The organism is Exiguobacterium sp. s131, from assembly GCF_018617345.1.
In the GTDB taxonomy this organism is placed as follows: domain Bacteria; phylum Bacillota; class Bacilli; order Exiguobacteriales; family Exiguobacteriaceae; genus Exiguobacterium; species Exiguobacterium profundum.
On record NZ_JACSJX010000001.1, the window covers coordinates 817,259 to 838,176 of the forward strand.

17 protein-coding genes are annotated in these 20,918 nt (G+C 47.8%); 16 read left to right on the top strand and 1 reads right to left on the bottom strand.

Annotation, left to right across the window (positions count from 1 at the left end; translation table 11 throughout):
* The first annotated feature begins 36 nt into the window (after positions 1 to 36).
* The gene (locus KNO69_RS04270) at positions 37 to 1,005 is read left to right on the top strand and encodes a DHH family phosphoesterase (protein ID WP_214816245.1); all 969 of its coding nucleotides are present in this window, start codon (positions 37 to 39) and stop codon (positions 1,003 to 1,005) included.
* Positions 1,006 to 1,021: 16 nt separating this feature from the next.
* Here the strand turns inward: KNO69_RS04270 and KNO69_RS04275 are convergent, their stop codons facing one another.
* Complete coding sequence (locus KNO69_RS04275) at positions 1,022 to 1,213, bottom strand: YtzJ family protein (protein WP_074036509.1); 192 nt, start codon at positions 1,211 to 1,213, stop codon at positions 1,022 to 1,024.
* Between the two features lie 103 nt (positions 1,214 to 1,316).
* Between KNO69_RS04275 and dnaE the strand changes: the two genes are divergently transcribed.
* From dnaE to coaE, 15 genes are all read left to right on the top strand, one after another.
* Positions 1,317 to 4,484 (top strand): DNA polymerase III subunit alpha, encoded by a 3,168-nt coding sequence (gene dnaE / locus KNO69_RS04280; protein WP_214816248.1) that lies wholly within the window; start codon positions 1,317 to 1,319, stop codon positions 4,482 to 4,484.
* 77 nt (positions 4,485 to 4,561) lie between these two features.
* On the top strand, positions 4,562 to 5,116 hold the full coding sequence (locus tag KNO69_RS04285; protein WP_214816252.1) for a FadR/GntR family transcriptional regulator: 555 nt from the start codon (positions 4,562 to 4,564) through the stop codon (positions 5,114 to 5,116).
* Between the two features lie 14 nt (positions 5,117 to 5,130).
* Complete coding sequence (gene accD / locus KNO69_RS04290; RefSeq protein ID WP_214817824.1) at positions 5,131 to 5,985, top strand: acetyl-CoA carboxylase, carboxyltransferase subunit beta; 855 nt, start codon at positions 5,131 to 5,133, stop codon at positions 5,983 to 5,985.
* Positions 5,978 to 6,913, top strand: a complete 936-nt coding sequence (locus KNO69_RS04295) for an acetyl-CoA carboxylase carboxyltransferase subunit alpha (protein WP_074036513.1) — start codon at positions 5,978 to 5,980, stop codon at positions 6,911 to 6,913. The genes accD and KNO69_RS04295 overlap by 8 nt, the downstream gene beginning before the upstream one ends.
* Before the next feature lie 160 nt (positions 6,914 to 7,073).
* Positions 7,074 to 8,042 carry a 6-phosphofructokinase gene (gene pfkA / locus KNO69_RS04300; RefSeq protein WP_012726720.1) on the top strand — a complete coding sequence of 323 codons (969 nt, stop codon included), beginning with the start codon at positions 7,074 to 7,076 and terminating at the stop codon, positions 8,040 to 8,042.
* Positions 8,043 to 8,135: 93 nt separating this feature from the next.
* Complete coding sequence (gene pyk / locus KNO69_RS04305) at positions 8,136 to 9,878, top strand: pyruvate kinase (RefSeq protein WP_074036515.1); 1,743 nt, start codon at positions 8,136 to 8,138, stop codon at positions 9,876 to 9,878.
* 67 nt (positions 9,879 to 9,945) lie between these two features.
* Complete coding sequence (locus KNO69_RS04310; RefSeq protein ID WP_012726718.1) at positions 9,946 to 10,410, top strand: DUF441 domain-containing protein; 465 nt, start codon at positions 9,946 to 9,948, stop codon at positions 10,408 to 10,410.
* Positions 10,411 to 10,594: 184 nt separating this feature from the next.
* Positions 10,595 to 11,707, top strand: coding sequence for a citrate synthase (gene citZ, locus KNO69_RS04315; protein WP_159562532.1), 1,113 nt, complete (start codon positions 10,595 to 10,597; stop codon positions 11,705 to 11,707).
* Positions 11,708 to 11,806: 99 nt separating this feature from the next.
* Positions 11,807 to 13,075, top strand: coding sequence for an NADP-dependent isocitrate dehydrogenase (icd, locus tag KNO69_RS04320; protein ID WP_031423152.1), 1,269 nt, complete (start codon positions 11,807 to 11,809; stop codon positions 13,073 to 13,075).
* Positions 13,076 to 13,096: 21 nt separating this feature from the next.
* On the top strand, positions 13,097 to 14,029 hold the full coding sequence (gene mdh / locus KNO69_RS04325) for a malate dehydrogenase (protein ID WP_214816255.1): 933 nt from the start codon (positions 13,097 to 13,099) through the stop codon (positions 14,027 to 14,029).
* A 183-nt stretch (positions 14,030 to 14,212) separates the two neighbouring features.
* A complete protein-coding gene (locus tag KNO69_RS04330) occupies positions 14,213 to 14,914 on the top strand; it encodes a response regulator transcription factor (RefSeq protein WP_012726714.1) in 702 nt (233 codons plus the stop codon).
* Complete coding sequence (gene pnpS, locus KNO69_RS04335; RefSeq protein ID WP_214816258.1) at positions 14,911 to 16,638, top strand: two-component system histidine kinase PnpS; 1,728 nt, start codon at positions 14,911 to 14,913, stop codon at positions 16,636 to 16,638. The genes KNO69_RS04330 and pnpS overlap by 4 nt, the downstream gene beginning before the upstream one ends.
* A 207-nt stretch (positions 16,639 to 16,845) precedes the next feature.
* Positions 16,846 to 19,440, top strand: coding sequence for a DNA polymerase I (gene polA / locus KNO69_RS04340; protein ID WP_078147186.1), 2,595 nt, complete (start codon positions 16,846 to 16,848; stop codon positions 19,438 to 19,440).
* A 21-nt stretch (positions 19,441 to 19,461) separates the two neighbouring features.
* Positions 19,462 to 20,289, top strand: coding sequence for a bifunctional DNA-formamidopyrimidine glycosylase/DNA-(apurinic or apyrimidinic site) lyase (mutM, locus tag KNO69_RS04345; protein WP_078147185.1), 828 nt, complete (start codon positions 19,462 to 19,464; stop codon positions 20,287 to 20,289).
* A 13-nt stretch (positions 20,290 to 20,302) separates the two neighbouring features.
* Positions 20,303 to 20,908 (top strand): dephospho-CoA kinase, encoded by a 606-nt coding sequence (gene coaE / locus KNO69_RS04350; protein WP_012726710.1) that lies wholly within the window; start codon positions 20,303 to 20,305, stop codon positions 20,906 to 20,908.
* Positions 20,909 to 20,918: the final 10 nt, after the last annotated feature.

Consider the following 20,918-nt stretch of genomic DNA (forward strand, 5'->3'; position numbering starts at 1 on the left):
ATACCATAATAGTGTGTAGGAAAGTGAGGAATCATCATGACGCAATGGCAGGAAGCGGATACAATCAAATCAGAAATTGAGGCGGCTGACACCATTTTCATTCACCGCCACGTACGACCAGACCCTGATGCGTTGGGGAGCCAGCTTGGTTTACAGCGCATTCTAAAATCGGTTCATCCGGAGAAGCAAATCTATGTGGTCGGTGGCATGGTTCCAGACCTCGAGTTTTTAGGAAAGATGGAACATGTCGAAGAAGAAATGTATCAAGACGCGCTCGTCCTTATATTAGATACGGCGAATCAAGAGCGAATCGATGGACCATTTGCGCTAAAAGGGAAGACTATCATTAAAATCGATCATCATCCCGATGAAGATCCATATGCGATGACACAGATTGTCGATACTTCGGTCAGTTCGACGTCTGAGATGATTGTGGAACTCGCGGACATTTGGAGATATCCAATCGATCAAGAGGCGGCATTTTTACTCTATGCCGGCATCGTAGGCGACACAGGACGATTCCAGTTTCGAAATGCTACGGCCCGAACGTTTGAGATTGCTTCGACGCTGATCGCGAAAGACATCGATACGAATAAATTGTACCGACACATGTATAAGACCAACTTAGCGACTCTTCAGTTACAAGGGTACGTGTTACAGCACGTCAATGTCACAGAAGAAGGCCTCGGCTATGTGAAGATTGACAAGGACGTGCTCCGGACGTTCCATGCGTCCCCGGAAGCGGCATCGCAACTCGTCAATAGCTTCTCTGGCCTCGAAGGATTGAAATGTTGGGTCATGTTCGTGGAAAACAAAGAAGAGATTCGTGTGCGCATCCGGTCGAAAGGTCCTGTCATCAATGAAGTGGCCAAGCGATACCGTGGGGGAGGTCATCCGATGGCGGCTGGTGCCACGATTGACACATGGGATGAGATGGATGACGTGATTGCGGCTTTGAATGAAGTGGCTGGGGAATTCACGTTTGAAGAAAATGAAGAGAGCTGACCGAGGTCAGCTCTCTTCATTTGTCTCCATTTTCCTTTGGGATGAACCATGTACCTCGTTCGGTCACGTCCTCGACGACGTCGAGCTGATACTCAGTAATGTACTTACGGAGCCGGTCGATGATTTCTGGGCTGTCGGCAAACACTGTTTGACCATGCTGTAATTTTTCTAACTTATCGCGTGCAATCTGTCCCCGATTGATAATCATACGCTTTTACCCCCTATTGTCGTGAGTTTTGTCTATAATTATTGTATCAGAGAAGTGATGAATTGAGTTTGACAATTCCATTAATATAGAAAGGAGGCCAACGATGATTCATCTGAATGTCAGAACTGCTTATAGTTTACTACAAAGTACAATCCGGTTAGAACAATATGTCTTGCAGATGACCGAACGGGGAAGTCGTTCCGTGGCGATCGCAGACGATGCGTTCTATGGGGTTCCGACATTTTTGTCATATTGCCAACGATATGAGGTGAAACCGCTAATCGGACTGAGAACGGTCCTCCGATTGGATGGGTTAGACGTATCCGTGATTGTGTATTCATCTAACGAAACGGAGCTTAAGGAACAATATCGTATCATCCAGGCGGGAGGAATTGAAGGACGGACAACGATGCCGCTGATCGTATTACCTGAAAATTGGAAAGCGAGTGATCCGGTTCACCGGCGTCGCCTTTATCATCAACTCTTGTCGTTTGTCGATGAAGAGAAGCTGTGGCTCGGACTACCGGCACCTCAGACTACGGAACAGGTACAAGTGTTGAAACAACTTCGTCTCATGCGCGAAGAGCTTGCTGTCCAATTGATTCCGGCCCCTGAAACGAGATACATGAGACCGGAAGATGTGGAAGGATTCCGAGCCATTTCTGCCATTCGCGAAGGGGACGTGATGTCGAATGAAGACGTCCGACAAAAAGGATTGCACGTTCGACTACCGAGTGAAATGAATGACTGGTTCACAACGGAAGAATTATCGGAACTGGATCGATTCGAGGCATTGATTCGGCTGGATCATCTACCACGTGCGGAAGGGGCGATTCCAGAAATTCCGGATGCCGATCAAAAGCTGAAACGACTTGTCGGTGAGCGGTTGAAGGCAATGGAACTCGTGAAACAACCTTACATCGAGCGGGCAAAGTTTGAGCTTGAAGTCATCGCCAATACCGGATTTTCTTCCTATTTCTTGATCGTGGAAGACATCGTTCGGTTTGCTCGAGAATCTGGGATTGAAGTAGGTCCGGGGCGTGGATCGGCAGCAGGTTCACTCGTCAGTTTTGCCCTCCATATCACGGAAGTCGATCCGGTTCATTACGGGTTGTTGTTCGAACGATTCTTAAATCCAGAGCGTGTGTCGATGCCAGACATAGACCTCGATTTTGAAGATGAACGTCGTGAGGAAGTGGTTTCTTACGTACTATCAAGATACGGTCATACGCATGCCGCACAGATCGGGACACTTGCCACGTTCGGTGCGAAAGCGGCAATTCGAGACGTTGCGAGAGCGCTCGGGATGACCCTTGAGGAAGGGCAGGCTGCGAGCAAGCAAGTGAAAGCCGGAGGACTTGATGAACTGATGTCGAGCCAGAAGCAGATGAAGTGGTTTGCCGGTAGCCAAAAGCGTCAGCAGTTATTACGGATTGCCAAACAGCTAGAAGGTTTGCCGCGTCAATCCTCCGTTCACGCGGCAGGAGTGGTGCTCAGTCGTCAACCGATTGAAGAAGTGACTCCGCTCCAACCCGAGCTCGAAGAACACGTGACCCAATATAATATGAAGGATTTGGAAGAGGTCGGGCTTCTGAAAATTGACTTGCTCGGATTACGAAACTTGAGTCGCTTGCGAAAGATGGAGGATTTGATTCGAGAAAGTGATGCGCTGTTCTCTCTGAAAACAATTCCGTTAAACGATGCTCGGACGTATCGATTGCTTGCGAGAGGTGAGACGGACGGAATCTTCCAATTTGAATCGACCGGGATGAAGCAAGCGCTTCGACAAGTGAAACCGACTGAGTTTGAAGATATCGTTGTCACGATGTCACTCTATCGCCCGGGACCGATGCAATTCATCGAAACGTATGCGAAGCGAAAACACGGTATGCCTTACCAACCAGTCCACCCAGACGTAGAAGACGTCATGAGACCGACATACGGTGTACTCGTCTATCAAGAACAGGTGATGAAACTTCTCCGTAAACTCGGAGGCTATTCCTATGCGGAAGCGGATTTGGTCAGACGTGCTATTGCCAAAAAGGATACCGGAACGATTGCTCGGGAACGAGAACGATTTTTGCAACAAGCAAAAGCGGGAGACCAGGACGTCTTGGCGCAAATCTTTTCATGGATTGAAAAGTTTGCCGGGTACGGATTTAACCGCTCTCACGCTGTCGCCTACAGTTTGATCAGTTACCGATTGGCTTACGTCAAAGCACATTTCCCTCGTGTCTTTCATGTGGTGACATCAGAAAAAACAACGAAACTTGTCAGACTGTTACGGAAAGATCAAATTCCGGTGTACCCACCGGACGTCTTACATGGTCACGCTGACGCGACACTTGAGGGACCGGGCGTCCGGCTCGGGTTGAAGGCGGTCCAGGGGTTGACCAAACGGGATGTGGACCGACTGATTGAACTGAACGGGCAGTTGAAAGATGTCAGAACGCTTCAAGAAGCCATGGAGTGGAAAAATAAAGACCAACTGAAATTACGTCGATTACTTAGTGCGGGCGCGCTCGACCGGATGTATCACGGTGACCGGACACATGCCTTTGAAGCAGTCGAACGTTTGCGAGAAGAAGCGGGAACACATTTTTTACCGGATGAGCTGTCTTCACTCGGACTAAAACAGAAAAAAGTGAAAGAACCGAATTGGTCTGAAGAAGAGAGGGAGGCGCTCGGGACATGGGTGGTCCACTCTCCATTGACGGCACTTCCGGATATCGGGATCGAACCGTCTACAATTGAAGAAGTCATGAATGGAACAAACGGTTATCTCGTCGTATATGTAGATGACGTACGTACGTTCATGACAAAAAAACAAGAACGGATGGGTGTTCTCATGGTAGACGATGGCATGACGCAAGACGAGGTCGTCGTGTTTCCTCGAACATTCGCGCAGTTTGGACGGTCCCTCTATGCCGGTAACATCTTGTTACTAGAGGTCCATTCGAATGAACGGGATGGTCGCAAGCAATTGATTGTCGAACGGGTTCGACCGTTACACGGGCAAGCCTTATTCATCCGGCTCACACTCGACCGCTTCCCTGAATTGGAAGATTGGATTCAACGAGCACAAGGGGATGTCCCAGTTGTATGCCGATTCACGGATTCGAAGGAAGTGAAACAACTGGCTTCAGCTTTTTCAATCAATCCGAATGAAGAGTATGTGGCGGAAGCGAAAAGACGGTTCGGGGAAGAAAATGTCGTACTGAAACGAATCGATACAAAAATGGTTGGTCCAGAAACTAGTACCAAGTCCTAAAAAGTGATATAATCGCACTAATTGGTCTGACCACTTAAGTTTGATAGGTGATCCAAAAAAGGGAGTTGAACGGTCAGATGCATGAAAAACACGCATCCTCATTTCACGGAAACATTTCAAAGATTAGAAAATTAATTGTCCAATCGTCTTTAGTTCCAGGTGATCGGCTTCCATCCGAACGAGAGCTCGCCGAAACGCTGTCCATTAGTCGCGCTTCGGTTCGCGAAGCGTTACGAGCGTTGAGCTTTTTAGGCATCGTGGAAACGAGACATGGTGGTGGTACTTTTTTGTGTGAACAAGACCGACATCGGTACATTGAGATATTGTCGGAGTTCATTGTGACCAAACAGACGAAAGCGACCGATATTATTGAGATGCTTAGACTATTGGAGCGCATGGCGTTTTCAGAAATTGAACCGACTAAGGAACGACTGGCTCTATTAGAAACGGTGATCGATGATGATCGAACGTTTCGCCAGCAACTTATCTTTCAGTTGAAGAATGAACTGTTCATTCGAATTTGGAATGAGGTCAATCGCTTTTTTGACGGATTAGACGTTGGGGATTTATATACGCTCGAGGAACGGAAACGATTTGTCGAGACGTGGCGTGGAATGGGGATGCTGGAATGAACGAGGGGGAAGCGATGACTGCTTTTTTCAAGAAACCGAAACGATATATGCCATTGCGTCAACGAGAACCAAAGATTGACGCACCACAGGGATTGATGACGAAATGTCCATCTTGTAAATATATGCATTATACAAAACAGTTGAATGAGAACCACAAAGTATGTGATTGCGGCTATCATTTTCCGCTTCAGGCGCAAGAACGGATTGATATGCTTGTCGACGAAGGGTCTTTCGAACGCTTTGCGGGACCGTCTGTCAAGGCGAATCCACTCGACTTCCCTGACTATGAGGAAAAGTTGACGAAAGATCGTGAACGGACCGGGATTGAAGAGGCCGTCGTATGTGGAAAGGCGACAATCGACGGACTACCACTCGTTGTCTGTGTGATGGATGCGAGATTCCGTATGGGGTCGATGGGTGCATACGTTGGAGAAGCGATTGCTTCGGCTGTCCGAAACGCCACATCACACGGGCTTCCAGTCGTCTTGTTCACAGCATCAGGTGGGGCTCGGATGCAAGAAGGAATGGTCAGTTTGATGCAGATGGCCAATACGTCCATCGCTCTAAAAGAACATGACGAAGCAGGATTGCTGTACATCGCGTATTTGACTCATCCGACGACAGGTGGTGTGTCAGCGAGCTTTGCGATGCTCGGCGACTTGAACGTCGCAGAGCCGGGAGCGCTCATCGGGTTTGCAGGACGACGAATCATCGAACAGACGATTCGGGAAAAACTTCCAGAGAACTTTCAAACTGCTGAGTTTTTACTTGAGTCAGGGCAGCTGGATGCGGTCATTCATCGTGAACAGATGCGTTCGTTCTTGAAGAGGATGATTGAATTACACGATGGGGGTGTCCGTCATGTTTGACCCAATCAAAGAAGTCACTGAACAGCTGAATAAATTACGGGAGACGGCTGAGACGAAAGGGATTGATTTATCCCGGGAGATTCGTCATCTCGAGTTAAAGCTCGACCGATTAGAAAAAGATATTTATGGGAATATGAAACCGTGGGATCGCGTACAGTTGGCGCGAAACCCGAAGCGACCGACAACGCTCGATTATATCCAGCATTTATTCCCTGACTTCATGGAACTCCATGGGGACCGACATGGGTATGACGATGCGGCAATTGTATCTGGACTTGCGACGTTTGAAGGAGTGCCGGTGACGATTATCGGACATCAGCGTGGGCGAAACACGAAAGAGAACATGAAACGGAACTTTGGTATGCCGCACCCGGAGGGCTATCGAAAAGCATTGCGTTTCATGAAACAAGCCGAAAAGTTCAACCGTCCTATTTTGACATTCATTGACACGAAAGGGGCTTATCCGGGGAAAGCCGCAGAAGAGAGAGGGCAAAGTGAAGCGATTGCCCGTAACTTGTTTGAGATGGCGACGCTGAAAGTGCCCATCGTCTCCGTTGTCATTGGAGAAGGTGGTTCAGGTGGTGCGCTTGGGATTGGTGTATGCGACCGTCTATTGATGCTTGAAAATAGTACGTACTCAGTCATCTCGCCAGAAGGTGCAGCGGCACTATTGTGGAAAGACGCGAAACAAGCAGAGCGTGCGGCAGAGACGATGAAGATTACAGCACAAGATTTATTCAACCTAGGGATTGTCGATGAAGTGGTAGGAGAAGTGTATGGGGGGGCACACGTTGATGTGTCACTACAGTCGTCACTCTTGAAACCTGTCTTATTACAGCACATGAACGAGTTGCTTGCGCAATCGACTTCTGAGCTGATTCAAGGACGTGCGACCAAATATCATCAAATTGGCACAATTAATGAGTGAAAACGGTAACAATGGCTTTGAATAAAGCTTTATTCATTCATCAACTGACTGTTTTGTAAGATACCCTATGCATTTTTTTCACATACTTGTGTTGTAAAACAAAGGTCAGACGTGGTATTTTATTTTCAGATTTCGTTAAAACACATAAGAGGTGAGCGACGTGAATTTAAAACGTATTGCGGTATTAACAAGCGGAGGAGACGCTCCTGGAATGAACGCTGCTGTCCGTGCCGTGACCCGAAAAGCAATTTTTGAAGGTCTTGAAGTGTACGGCGTGTATAACGGCTATCAAGGATTAATCGAAGGTGATTTAGTCGAATTAAATCTTGGATCAGTCGGCGACATCATTCAACGTGGAGGTACGTTCCTTCGCTCTGCGCGCTGTCCTGAATTCAGAACAGAAGAAGGTCGCGCAAAAGCAGTAGAACAGTTGAAGAAATTCAATATCGATGCCCTCGTGGTCATCGGTGGAGACGGCTCTTATCGCGGAGCTCAAAAATTGACTGAACTCGGATTCCCAACAATCGGCCTTCCGGGTACAATCGATAACGATATCCCAGGAACAGATGCGACAATCGGTTTCGACACAGCACTCAATACAGCGCTTGATGCGATCGATAAGATTCGTGATACGGCGTCATCACATGAACGTACGTATGTCATCGAGGTCATGGGTCGCGACGCTGGTGATATCGCGCTTTATTCTGGTCTCGCTGGTGGTGCTGAGTCGATTCTCGTCCCAGAACGTCCAGAGGATTTGAATGCAATCGTGGAACGAATCAATCACGGGATTGCACGCGGTAAGAAGCACTCAATCGTCATTGTTGCTGAAGGTGCGGGAAGTGCGGAAGAAATCGGCAAATTGATTGCTGAGAAGACGAACTCAGAAACACGTGTCACGATTCTCGGTCACATTCAACGTGGTGGTTCCCCAACTGCCGCTGACCGTGTCCTTGCAAGTCGTATGGGTGCATACGCTGTTGAGATCTTGCTTGAAGGGAAAGCGGGCCGCGTTGTCGGAATCCGTAACAACCAGATGATGGATCTTGATATCGATGAGGCGCTCGACAATAACAAGCACACGATTGATATGCAATTGATTGACCTCGTTAACCAATTGTCGATTTAAACGATTTTGTATGTTGCAGAGACGGGATACGGTCCAAGGCCCCCCGTTTTCTGTTTGTAAGTTGCACTATATCCCCTAGGAGGTTTTTATATTATGCGTAGAACGAAAATTGTATGTACCATTGGACCGGCTTCTGAGAAGCGTCTTCCTGAGATGATCGAAGCTGGGATGAACGTTGCCCGTCTCAACTTCTCACACGGTGACTATGAAGAGCACGGCGCTCGTATCCGTGACATCCGTGAAGCGGCGAAAGCAGCGGGTAAAGTTGTCACTGTTCTTCTCGACACAAAAGGTCCAGAGATCCGCACGCATACATTCGAAGACGGTAAGGCACTTCTTGAAAAAGGAAAAGAAGTCACAATCGTCTCAACGGAAGAAATCGTCGGAACGAAAGATCGTTTCTCTGTGACGTACGAAGGACTCTACGATGATGTGGAAGTCGGTTCACACATCATGCTCGACGACGGTCTCATCGGACTCCGTGTCGTTGAAAAGCTTGATAACCGTGATCTCCGTTGCGTCATTGAAAACGAAGGAATCATCAAGACGAAGAAAGGTGTTAACTTGCCAAACGTCAAGGTAAACCTTCCTGCCCTCACGGACAAAGACATCGCGGACATCGAGTTCGGGATCTCACAAGACATTGACGTGATTGCAGCATCATTCGTACGTCGTGCATCTGACGTAGTTGAAATTCGCCAACTTCTCGAGAAACATAACGCATCACACATCAAGATTTACCCGAAAATCGAGAACCAAGAAGGTGTCGATAACATCGAAGAAATCTTGGCAATCTCTGACGGTTTGATGGTAGCCCGTGGGGACCTCGGAATTGAAATCCCGACAGAAGAAGTGACACCAGTTCAAAAAGAACTCATCAAGAAGTGTAACGATCTCGGAAAGCCGGTCATCACAGCAACGCAAATGCTTGATTCAATGCAACGTAACCCGCGTCCGACACGCGCGGAAGCATCAGACGTAGCAAACGCAATCTTGGATGGAACAGACGCAGTCATGCTTTCTGGTGAAACAGCTGCAGGGGACTACCCAATCGAATCTGTTCAAATGCAAGCTGCAATCGCAGAGCGTACAGAACGCATGCTCGACTACAAAAACTTGTTGAAAGATCGTCAGAAGCGCAGTGAGCACACAGTGACGGATGCGATCTCTCAAGCGGTTGCGCACACGGCAATCAACTTGAACGCCAAAGCAATCTTGACACCGACACAATCAGGTTATACGGCTGCTCGTACAGCGAAGTATCGTCCTGAAGCGAACATCATCGCGGTGACAGAATCGGAGCGCGTTGCGCGTCAATTGAACCTCGTATGGGGCGTATACCCAATCGTTGCTGAAACAATGCCGAACAACACGGATGAAATGTTGGTTCAAGCATCGGAAGCGGCACGTCACGCTGGATTCGTCACTGACGGTGACCTCGTTGTCATCTCAGCTGGTATTCCTGCGGCGACAGCTGGTACGACAAACATGATGAAAGTCCACATCGTTGGTCACGCTCTCGCAGACGGGCGTGGAATCGGTGAGCGCGGTGTTGTTGGAGAAGTCGTTGTCGCGAAAAATGCGGATGAAGCAAATGCAAAAGCGAAAGACGGCATGATCCTTGTCGCACCATTCACAGATAAAGAAATGATGCCTGCGATCGAAAAAGCGGCTGGAATCATCACAGAAGACGGCGGATTGACGAGCCATGCTGGGATCGTTGGACCATCACTTCGCAAGCCAGTCATCGTAGGTGTTGATGCAGCGACAGCATCGCTTCGTGACGGTCAGATGATTTCAATCGACCCACTCACAGGTAAAATCTACAACGCATAATTGAACGACAATCGAACCGGCCTTCTACAAAGGTCGGTTCTTTTTCCGTTCGAAGAAAGGAATACGTATGAGTGCATATCTATTTTTATTGATGCTTGTCTTAATCGGTGTCATTTCAAATAACCAATCTGTCATTATCGCAAGTAGCGTCTTGTTGATCATCAAAGCAATCGGATTCGGAGACCAGTTATTTCCGACACTTGCATCGAAAGGAATCAGCTGGGGTGTGACAATCATTACGATCGCAGTTCTCGTCCCGATCGCGACCGGCGATATCGGGTTTAAAGAATTGTGGAATAGTATTAAAGGGCCGGTCGGGATTGTCGCATTTGCCTCAGGGATGTTCGTTGCCATTGCTGCGGGGCAAGGCGTACAACTGATGCGTGTCGACCCGGTCGTCACCACGGCACTCCTCGCAGGTACGATTCTAGCGGTTGGATTCATGAAAGGGATTCCCGTTGGACCGCTTGTCGGAGCTGGTATCGCGGCATTGATTTTAGGTGGATATCAAGTTATTGAAAAATGGTTTTGATATTTTCTGACAACTGAAGCCGCTTACATTTCTTTTTTGCAATAAATTGTTTATACTATATAAAGGACAGGGTAAACGGAGACTGGGTGAATGCAGGGGAACAACCCGTCCCGTATCCTTATTCCCTATAAACAGACTGTTTTTACGGTCGACCACTTTATACAAGACTGAGGGGGAGTTATGAATGTCAACGACAAAAGGGTTAGAAGGTATTGTGGCAGCAGCCTCAAAAGTCAGCTCAATTATTGACGGACAATTGACTTACGGAGGATACACCATTGATGATTTAGCGGACAACGCCACATTCGAAGAAGTAGTGTTCTTATTGTGGAACGACCGCTTACCAAATGCAGAGGAATTGACAGCGCTCTCAGATGCGCTTGTAAAAGAAGCGACATTGCCTGAAGAGGTGATTGATACGTTAAGACGTGCACCGAAATCAGCCAATGCAATGGCGACGATTCGTACAGCACTTTCACAACTCGCTCTATATGATGAGGAATCTGAAGACATGAGTGACGAGGCCAACATGCGTAAAGCGATTCGCCTACAAGCACAAGTCGCTACAATCGTGACGGCATTCGCTCGTCTTCGTAAAGGGGAGCAGCCGGTCGCACCGAAACCAGGTCTTTCTTACGCTGCGAACTTCTTATACATGCTAAACGGTGAAGAGCCGAGCGATGTAGCAGAAAAGACGATTGATAAAGCGCTCATCTTACACGCAGACCACGAGTTGAATGCTTCGACATTCACTGCTCGCGTTTGTGTAGCGACGCTCTCGGATATGTACTCAGGTGTCACGGCGGCCATGGGGGCACTCAAAGGGCCACTTCACGGTGGTGCGAACGAAGCGGTAATGAAAATGTTGCACGAGATCGACTCGGTCGACCGTGTTGAAGAATATGTTCGTGGCAAATTCGAGCGCAAAGAGAAGATCATGGGCTTCGGTCACCGCGTTTACAAGGATGGCGACCCACGTGCGAAACATTTGAAAGAAATGAGCCGTCAGTTGACTGCTCAAATCGGCGAACCGAAATGGTATGAGATGTCTGAGAAAATCGACCATCTTGTCGAAACGGAAAAAGGTTTGAAACCAAATGTCGATTTCTATTCAGCTTCAACTTATTATGCGCTCGGTCTCGAAGAAGATCTATTCACACCAATCTTCGCCGTATCTCGTATGTCTGGCTGGATTGCGCACATTCTCGAGCAATATGCGGATAATCGCTTGATTCGTCCACGTGCGGAATATGTTGGTGAAACGAGCCGTAAGTATGTTCCGGTAAACGAACGTTAATTCGAGACACATTTTAGACAAAAGTTTGGTAAACTAACAAGTGACGTAGGTCGGCGCACGCGTCGACCTACAGTAATGTACTTAGGGGGATTCATTATGTTGACACAAGGACAAAAGATTACAGTTGAAAACGGTGTATTGAACGTACCAAATGTACCGACCGTACCATTCATTATCGGTGACGGAACAGGTCCTGACATTTGGAATGCGGCTGTTCGCGTATTTGACGCTGCGGTTGAAAAAGCATATGGCGGCGACAAGAAAATCGAATGGATGGAAGTATATGCTGGGGAAAAAGCATATAACGAAAAAGGCGAATGGCTCCCAACAGAGACACTTGATCAAATTCGTGAGTACTTGATTGCCATCAAAGGACCACTTACGACTCCGGTCGGTGGAGGAATTCGTTCATTGAACGTCGCACTTCGTCAAGAACTCGATTTATATACATGCCTTCGCCCAGTTCGTTACTTCACAGGTGTTCCTTCACCAGTAAAACGTCCTGAAGATACAGATATGGTCATCTTCCGTGAAAACACTGAAGATATCTATGCTGGAATCGAGTACGCTTCAGGAAGCGATGAAGTGAAAAAACTCATCAAATTCTTGCAAGACGAGATGAATGTCAACAAGATCCGTTTCCCAGAAACATCAGGAATCGGAATCAAGCCAGTTTCTTCTGAAGGAACAGAACGTTTGGTTCGTGCAGCAATTGAATATGCGATTGCGAACAACCGTAAATCTTTAACGCTCGTCCACAAAGGGAACATCATGAAGTTCACAGAAGGCGCCTTCAAAAACTGGGGTTATGCACTCGCTGAAGCGGAGTACGGTGACAAAGTGTTCACATGGGCACAGTATGACCGTATCAAAGAAGAATCTGGTGAAGCAGCTGCTAACGAAGCTCAGTCGAAAGCGGAAGCTGAAGGGAAAATTATCGTCAAAGATTCAATCGCTGATATCTTCCTCCAGCAGATTTTGACTCGTCCACGTGAGTTCGACGTTGTTGCGACGATGAACTTGAACGGTGACTACATCTCAGATGCCCTTGCTGCTCAAGTAGGTGGAATCGGGATTGCACCTGGTGCGAACATTAACTACATCACAGGACATGCGATTTTCGAAGCGACACATGGTACAGCTCCGAAATACGCGGGTCTTGATAAAGTAAACCCATCTTCAGTCATCCTTTCAGGTGAGATGATGCTCCGCCACATGAACTGGAACGAAGCGGCTGACCTCATCATCAACTCAATGGAGAAAACGATCGCTTCGAAAGTTGTCACATACGACTTCGCACGTCTCATGGACGGAGCGACAGAAGTGAAATGTTCAGAGTTCGCGGATGAATTGATTAAAAACATGTAAGATGACCGAGGAGGAGAGCTCATGATTCGTCGTAACAAAATTTCTGTTATTGGAAGTGGCTTCACCGGTGCAACGACTGCACTGTACTTGGCTCAACGTGAGCTAGGGGATGTCGTACTGCTCGATATGGAAGAAAAAGTAGGACCGACGAAAGGGAAAGCGCTCGACATGCAAGAAACGGCACCGATTCAAGGGTTTGATTCGTGGGTCACAGGTACGTCTGATTACGCGGACACGGCCGATTCCGATGTGGTTGTCATTACCGCGGGAATCGCGCGCAAGCCGGGGATGAGCCGGGACGACCTCGTCGCAACGAATGCAAACGTCATGCGCTCGGTTGTGAAAGAGATTGCCCGTTACTCTCCAGACGCCATCCTGATCGTATTGACGAACCCAGTAGACGCCATGACGTACGCGGCGTTCAAAGAATCAGGGTTCCCGAAAGAACGCGTCATCGGTCAATCCGGTGTATTGGATACGGCTCGCTTCCGAACGTTTGTGGCACAAGAGCTGAATGTTTCTGTCAAAGACGTATCCGGATTCGTCCTTGGTGGTCATGGAGACGATATGGTGCCTCTCGTACGCTATTCTTACGCTGGAGGCATTCCGCTCGAAAAGCTCATCCCATATGAGCGAATCGAGCAAATCGTCGAACGGACACGAAAAGGTGGCGGCGAGATTGTCCAACTACTGGGCGATGGCTCGGCGTATTATGCGCCAGCCGCTGCCATCGCGGAGATGGTCGAGGCGATTGTAAAAGATCAGCGTCGAATCTTACCGGCCATCGCATACCTTGAGGGAGAGTACGGATTCCATGATTTGTATCTTGGCGTCCCGACGATTCTTGGAAAACATGGAATTGAGCAAGTGTTAGAGCTCGACTTGACGGATGAAGAAAAAGCAGCGCTATCGAAGTCTGCGGATTCTGTCCGCTCGGTATTAAGCGTCTTATAAGTTTGAGGTGTTTCCTGTCATGTTGCAGGAGGCACCTTTTTTGCGTCTTCTCTCTTATCGAACATGCTACACTGAAAGTGGATTTGTTTTGTTTTTGTAAAGATTTGCTTTGAGGTTGGTCGTTTCAAGCATTGATTTGTAAAATAGAAAGTGACATTTGATGGTTTAAGAGGAGGAAGCAGTGTGGCTGATAAAGTAATTGTTGTCGACGATGAAGTATCGATTGCGACATTATTGAAATTTAATTTAGAACAGGCTGGCTTTGAAGTAGAGACGGCGCACGACGGCAAAACTGGATTGGAATTGGCTGAGAAAAAGGATGCCGTGCTCATCGTGCTCGACTTGATGCTGCCGGAGATGGATGGACTTGAAGTGTGCAAACGACTCCGTCAGCAAAAAGTCAATACACCGATTTTAATGCTCACGGCAAAAGATGATGAGTTTGACAAAGTATTGGGGCTCGAGCTCGGAGCGGACGATTATTTGACGAAGCCGTTCAGCCCACGTGAAGTAGTCGCGCGCGTCAAAGCGATTCTTAGACGTTCTGCCCCGCAAGAATCGGCGGTTGAAGAGGACATCATTCAAATCGGAGATGTTAAAATCGTCGCTTCAAACTACGAAGTGTTCAAGCAAGGGGAGCGCCTTGAGTTAACGCCGAAAGAATTTGAATTGTTAGCCTATTTGGCGAAAAATAAAGGGCGCGTGTTGACTCGAGATCAATTGTTATCGGCCATTTGGAATTATGACTTTGTGGGTGATACCCGGATTGTTGATGTCCATATCAGTCACCTTCGTGAAAAAATTGAACCGGTAACGAAGAAACCGACCTATATTAAAACGATTCGCGGTCTTGGCTATAAGATGGAGGAGCCGACTTCGGAATGAAGACGTATCGCTCTAGATTTATGACGACTCTCATTTTTCTTGTCACCGGTGTCTTGCTGACGCTCGGGATTGTCCTTGGGCAGCTCTTCAAAGATTTTTATCTGGATTCAGAACGAGATCGTCTAAAAGAAGATGCTCAATTGGCAGCCCTCTACCTCGAAGGAGGCGGATTGGACGAGACTCGTGAGTATGTCGCTCAAATCGATGACGGGAGCAGTTTTGATATTCTCCTTCTCAATAGTCGGATGGAGGTAATCGCTGGCACACCGTTTCGCGTGGGGTCCATCGATTACAAAATTGATCCGAGTATGGTCCCTGAGGAAGGGACGTTCGGTGAAGCGGATGAGGACGAGTTGATTCAATACACAAAACCGATCGAACTTGCGACCGGTGGGACGGTCTATTTAACATTCATTCGTTATGTATCGGATTTAGAAGGGGTGTATAATCGCATCTGGTTGACGATTGCCCTCGCGCTCTTCTTCTCCTTCTTCATAATTTTATTCGTGCTCCAACATTTGACGAATCAATTTATTCGACCAATCGATGAGGCGACGATCGTCTTGCGGGAACTGGCGGACGGGAATTATCGGGCCCGTGTGTATGAACTCAGAAATGATGAAGAGACAGGTAGCCTAGCAGGGTCAATCAACGTGCTTGCCCGGAATTTGGAGTCGATTTCTCTCGGGGAGTCCGTACAACGGGCGAGACTCGAATCGTTAATCGAGTATATGGGGGCGGGTCTTCTGCTCGTCGACGAGCGAGGGATTGTCACGTTGGTCAACCGCTCTTATCGTGAAATGTTCCAATACGATGATTTAACGATTGGACAATTTTATCACGGGATTCTACCGAGTCCTGAAGTAGAATCGCTCATCGAAGACGTTTATCTGACGGAAGAGGTCCACCGCCGTCAGTTATCGATTCGAACGGGATTCAATCAAAAAACGTATATGGTATCCGCAGCACCGATTTTCAGTGACACCGGGATGCTTCGCGGCACGACGTTACTGTTTAACGATATCACGGAACTGAAACGACTTGAGAAGATGCGGAAAGATTTCGTGGCGAACGTTAGTCATGAACTGAAGACACCGCTCACATCCATACGTGGGTTTAGTGAGACGCTTCTTGATGGGGCGAAAGAAGTCCCGGAACTTCGAGACCAGTTTTTAGACATCATCCAGAAAGAAGCGACACGGATGCAGATGCTTGTTGAGGATCTCCTTGAATTGTCGAGATTGGAGCGGGATGACTTCCAAATGGAGTTGGTGTCCGTCGATCTGAATCAGCTCGTCGATGAGGTCTGTCTCCTGCTCAGTCAAAAGGCGAGCAAGAAGTCGATTCAGCTAGAAACGAAACACGAGGGGACGGTCGTCTTGCAAGCGGACCTGAACCGAATGAAGCAAGTCATCATGAACTTGGTCGCCAACGCCATCAACTATTCACCAGAAGGAAGTCGTGTCGACATCGCCGTGGAAGCAATGGCAGATTCCTATAAACTTCGCGTCAAGGACAACGGAATCGGGATCGCCGAAAAAGAAGTGAGTCGTATTTTTGAGCGCTTCTATCGTGTCGATAAGGCAAGAAGTCGGAACTCGGGTGGAACTGGCCTCGGACTCGCCATCGTGAAACACATCATCGATTTGCATCATGCCACGATCGACGTAGAGAGTGAGGAAGGCAAAGGAACGACGTTTACCATTACATTCCCTCGGGTTTAACAATGACTTTATCGTTCGTTCATATTTACTTTACAAAACCTTGCTATCCTATGAATGAGACCTCTTCATCATCTCGTGACTCGATCGGTGCTCATCTCCACACGATCGAGAATTTGGCCCTTTTCTATTCGTAGAAAAGGGTCTTTTTTTTCGAACGCATGTACCCGTATGGTATGATGGTTGAAGAGAAGAATGGAGGTCGATTGAATGAATAAACTACTAGTCCTTGATGGGAACTCCTTAACATATCGTGCGTTTTTTGCACTGCCTCCGATGTCGGATGCGTCAGGTCGGAATACGAATGCAGTGTATGGGTTTACGATGATGTTATTGAAACTAATGGAAGATGAGCAACCGACTCATTTTGCTGTGGCGTTCGATGCGTCAAAGAAAACGTTCCGTCACGATACGTTCGCGGAATACAAAGGTGGACGTCAAAAGACACCGGGAGAATTGCGTGAACAATTTCCGCTCGTGCGTGACGTTTGTCGGGCGTTTGGCATCTCTGTCTTAGAGCTTGACCAATACGAGGCGGATGATATCATCGGGACGCTCTCAAAAGACCCGACTTTTGATCAGGTGACGGTTGTGACGGGGGATAAGGATTTACTTCAATTGATCAATGAACGTGTGACGGTCTATTTGACGAAACGAGGCATCACCGACGTCGAGAAAATGACCGTGACCGCGTTCAAGGAACGCTACGACGGACTACAACCGATTCAGATGATTGACCTAAAAGGATTAATGGGAGATAAATCTGACAACATTCCTGGTATTCCAGGGGTCGGGGAAAAGACGGCACTGAAGTTGATTGCCACATACGGTACCGTCGAGGCCCTTTACGAACATACGGATGAGTTGAAAGGGAAGCAAAAGGAAAAAGTAGAGGCGAATGAACAAGAAGCGAAAATGTCGAAACAGTTGGCGACCATTTACACGGATGTACCGATTGATGTGACGATGGATGATCTTCTCTTTAAGCCATATGACGCTTCGGTCGTCAAAACGTTATTTATGGATTTACAGTTCAAGTCACTCATCGGCAAACTGACGGATACCTCTTCAGAAGAACCGGTTGAAAAAGCGGAACGACCAACAATCGCGTTGGCCGATCAAGATTTATCGCGAGCTGTGTTAATGCTTGAACAGCTGAATGATGATTATTTTGAAGAAGACGTGATTGGAGTGGCGATCGCGTCGGAACGAGGTGTCACGATTGGAGATGTGACGCTTCTTGAGGACGAACGGGTCAAGGAATGGATCGAAAACGAGACGAAGACGACGATTTGTCTCGATGCGAAGCAGACAATTATTCAATTGAAACGTCACCAATTGGCACTGCGTGGGTATGAAGACCTGCTTGTCGCAGGGTATTTGCTCAACCTATCTGGTGGGACGTCTCTCAGCTCGATTGCCGCACACTTTACGTATCCTCTTGAGGAAGATGAAACGGTCTACGGAAAAGGTGCAAAAATCAAGGTGCCGGAAGAGAATGTTTTTCATGCTCATCTCGCAGAAAAGGCGTACGCCATCTATACATTGTTTGAACGCATTGTTTCGGAGTTGAAAGAGAATGAACAGACAGAACTCTATGAGGCGCTTGAAAAACCGCTCGTCTCCGTATTGGCCGAGATGGAGTGGGCTGGTATCCACGTAAATGTCGAAACGCTTCAACATATGGAAACGGACCTGCGTGAACGTCTAAATGCACTTGAGGTCACGATTCATGAATTAGCCGGGGAACCGTTCAACATCAACTCACCGAAACAGTTAGGGGTCGTATTATTTGAAAAACTGTCACTCCCTCCTGTGAAAAAGACGAAAACAGGATACTCAACGGCAGCGGATGTCCTCGAAAAATTGGCACCGCTTCATCCGATCATTGAGAAAATCATGCATTATCGTGAACTTGGCAAACTTCAGTCCACGTATGTCGAGGGCTTGCAGAAAGTCGTGAAGGATGATGGCAAGATTCATACGCGTTATACACAGACGCTTACTCAAACGGGACGGCTTTCGTCGGTTAACCCGAACCTTCAAAATATTCCGATTCGATTAGAAGAAGGGCGTCGCATCCGTAAAGCGTTTACCGCGAGTGAACCGGGATGGGTACTTTATGCGGTCGATTACTCTCAAATCGAACTGCGCATCATGGCACATATGTCACAAGATGAGAAGATGATGGCAGCCTTCCTTCACGATGAGGATATTCATACGTCGACGGCGGCGAACGTGTTTAAAGTTTCCACTGAAGAAGTTACGTCACTCATGCGTCGTCAAGCAAAAGCCGTCAACTTCGGAATCATCTATGGCATCAGTGATTATGGACTCTCACAAAACCTAGGGATTACACGGAAAGAAGCGCAGACCTTTATCGATACGTACTTTGAACAGTTCCCTGGGGTGAAGACGTTCATGGATGCCGCGATTGAACGGGCACGTGAACACGGGTTCGTCGAGACGATGTTGAAACGACGCCGGAACATCCCGGACATCCATTCTCGTAATTTCAACTTGCGTGGGTTTGCTGAACGTACCGCAATCAACACACCGATTCAAGGAACGGCAGCGGACATTATTAAAAAAGCGATGATTGATGTCGATCATGCGTTAAACACGTCAAAACTTCAATCTAAGCTGTTGTTACAAGTACACGATGAATTGATATTCGAAGGTCCGGCCGAAGAGATGGAAGCATTAGAAAAACTTGTGACCGAAGCGATGGAACATACGGTCACACTTGATGTCCCGTTACGTGCGGACGGAGCGGTTGGAACGACATGGTTTGACACGAAATAAACGGATAGAAAGGAAATCAGTATGCCAGAATTACCAGAAGTCGAAACGGTCTGTCGTAGGTTGCGACCTGCCGTTTCAGGAAAAACGATTCAGTCTGTCGATGTCCTCGACCCTAAAATTATCCGCGGACTCGACCCCGAAGAATGGGTTCACCATTTGATTGGAGAAACGATTACGGATGTGGAACGTCGGGGGAAATTCATCTTATTCAAATTGACGAACGGATATCTCGTCTCCCATCTTCGGATGGAAGGGAAGTTTTTCCCTTATGACTCCATTACAGAACCGGTAAAACATACACATATCGTGATTACGTTCACGGACCAATCGACTCTACACTATAATGATGTCCGTAAATTCGGTACGATGGAGTTGCGGACGAATGAAACGATTCACACCACACCACCGCTCTCATTACTTGCGTACGAGCCATTTGACGAGCGTGTGACAACCGAGGTGTTACACCGACGTTTAGAGCGCATGAAGACACGCGCGATTAAGACCGCCCTCCTCGATCAGTCCATCTTTGTTGGATTAGGTAACATCTATGTAGATGAGACGTTGTTTCGTGCGGGTGTCCATCCGACACGACCGGCCGCAAGTTTGTCACATGAAGAAGTCGACCGTGTGCGGACTGAAGCCATTGCTGTCTTGACTGAGGCCATTGAGCGTGGAGGTAGTACGATTCGCAGTTATGCCAATCCAGATGGGGCCACAGGAACGTTTCAAGAGAGGCTCTACGTGTATGGACAGACCGGAGAACCGTGCCGCCGATGCGGACATGAAATTGAAAAGATGAAATTGGGCGGGCGAGGTACGCATTACTGTCCGCACTGTCAACAACGTTAAGGGGTGGACGTGTATGTTGAAGATTGGATTGACTGGTGGAATTGCAACCGGGAAGTCTACGGTATCGCGACTGTTTCGAGAACGAGGCATTCCGATTATCGATGCCGATTTGATTGCAAGGACGGTCGTTGAACCAGGAGGAAAGGCGATTGAGGGGGTAAGGGCCGCATTTCCAAAATGTTTTGTGGGCGACGTGCTGAACCGTCCTGCGCTCGGTCGGGAAATCTTCCATGATGAAGCAAAACGTCAGCAATTGAATCAATTGATGCATCCAGCGATTCGAGAAGAAATGAACGAGCAAATGCGAACGTATGAGGCATCGGGGGAACCTGTCGTCATTTTTGATATTCCCTTACTGTTTGAAGGGACGATGCTCGATCTGGTTGATTATTCCGTCGTCGTCTATTGCCGTGAAGAGATTCAACTGATGCGTCTCATGGAACGGAATGGATTGACGAAAGAAGAGGCGTTAGCCCGTATTCGTTCACAGATTCCAATTGAAGATAAAAAGCACCAGGCGGATTTCCTCATAAACAATAATGGGGCATTAGGGGACCTCCCTCCACAAATCAATCGTCTGGTCGAACAGTTTCAAACGATACAAAAAGAAGGCGACTGATATCGCCTTC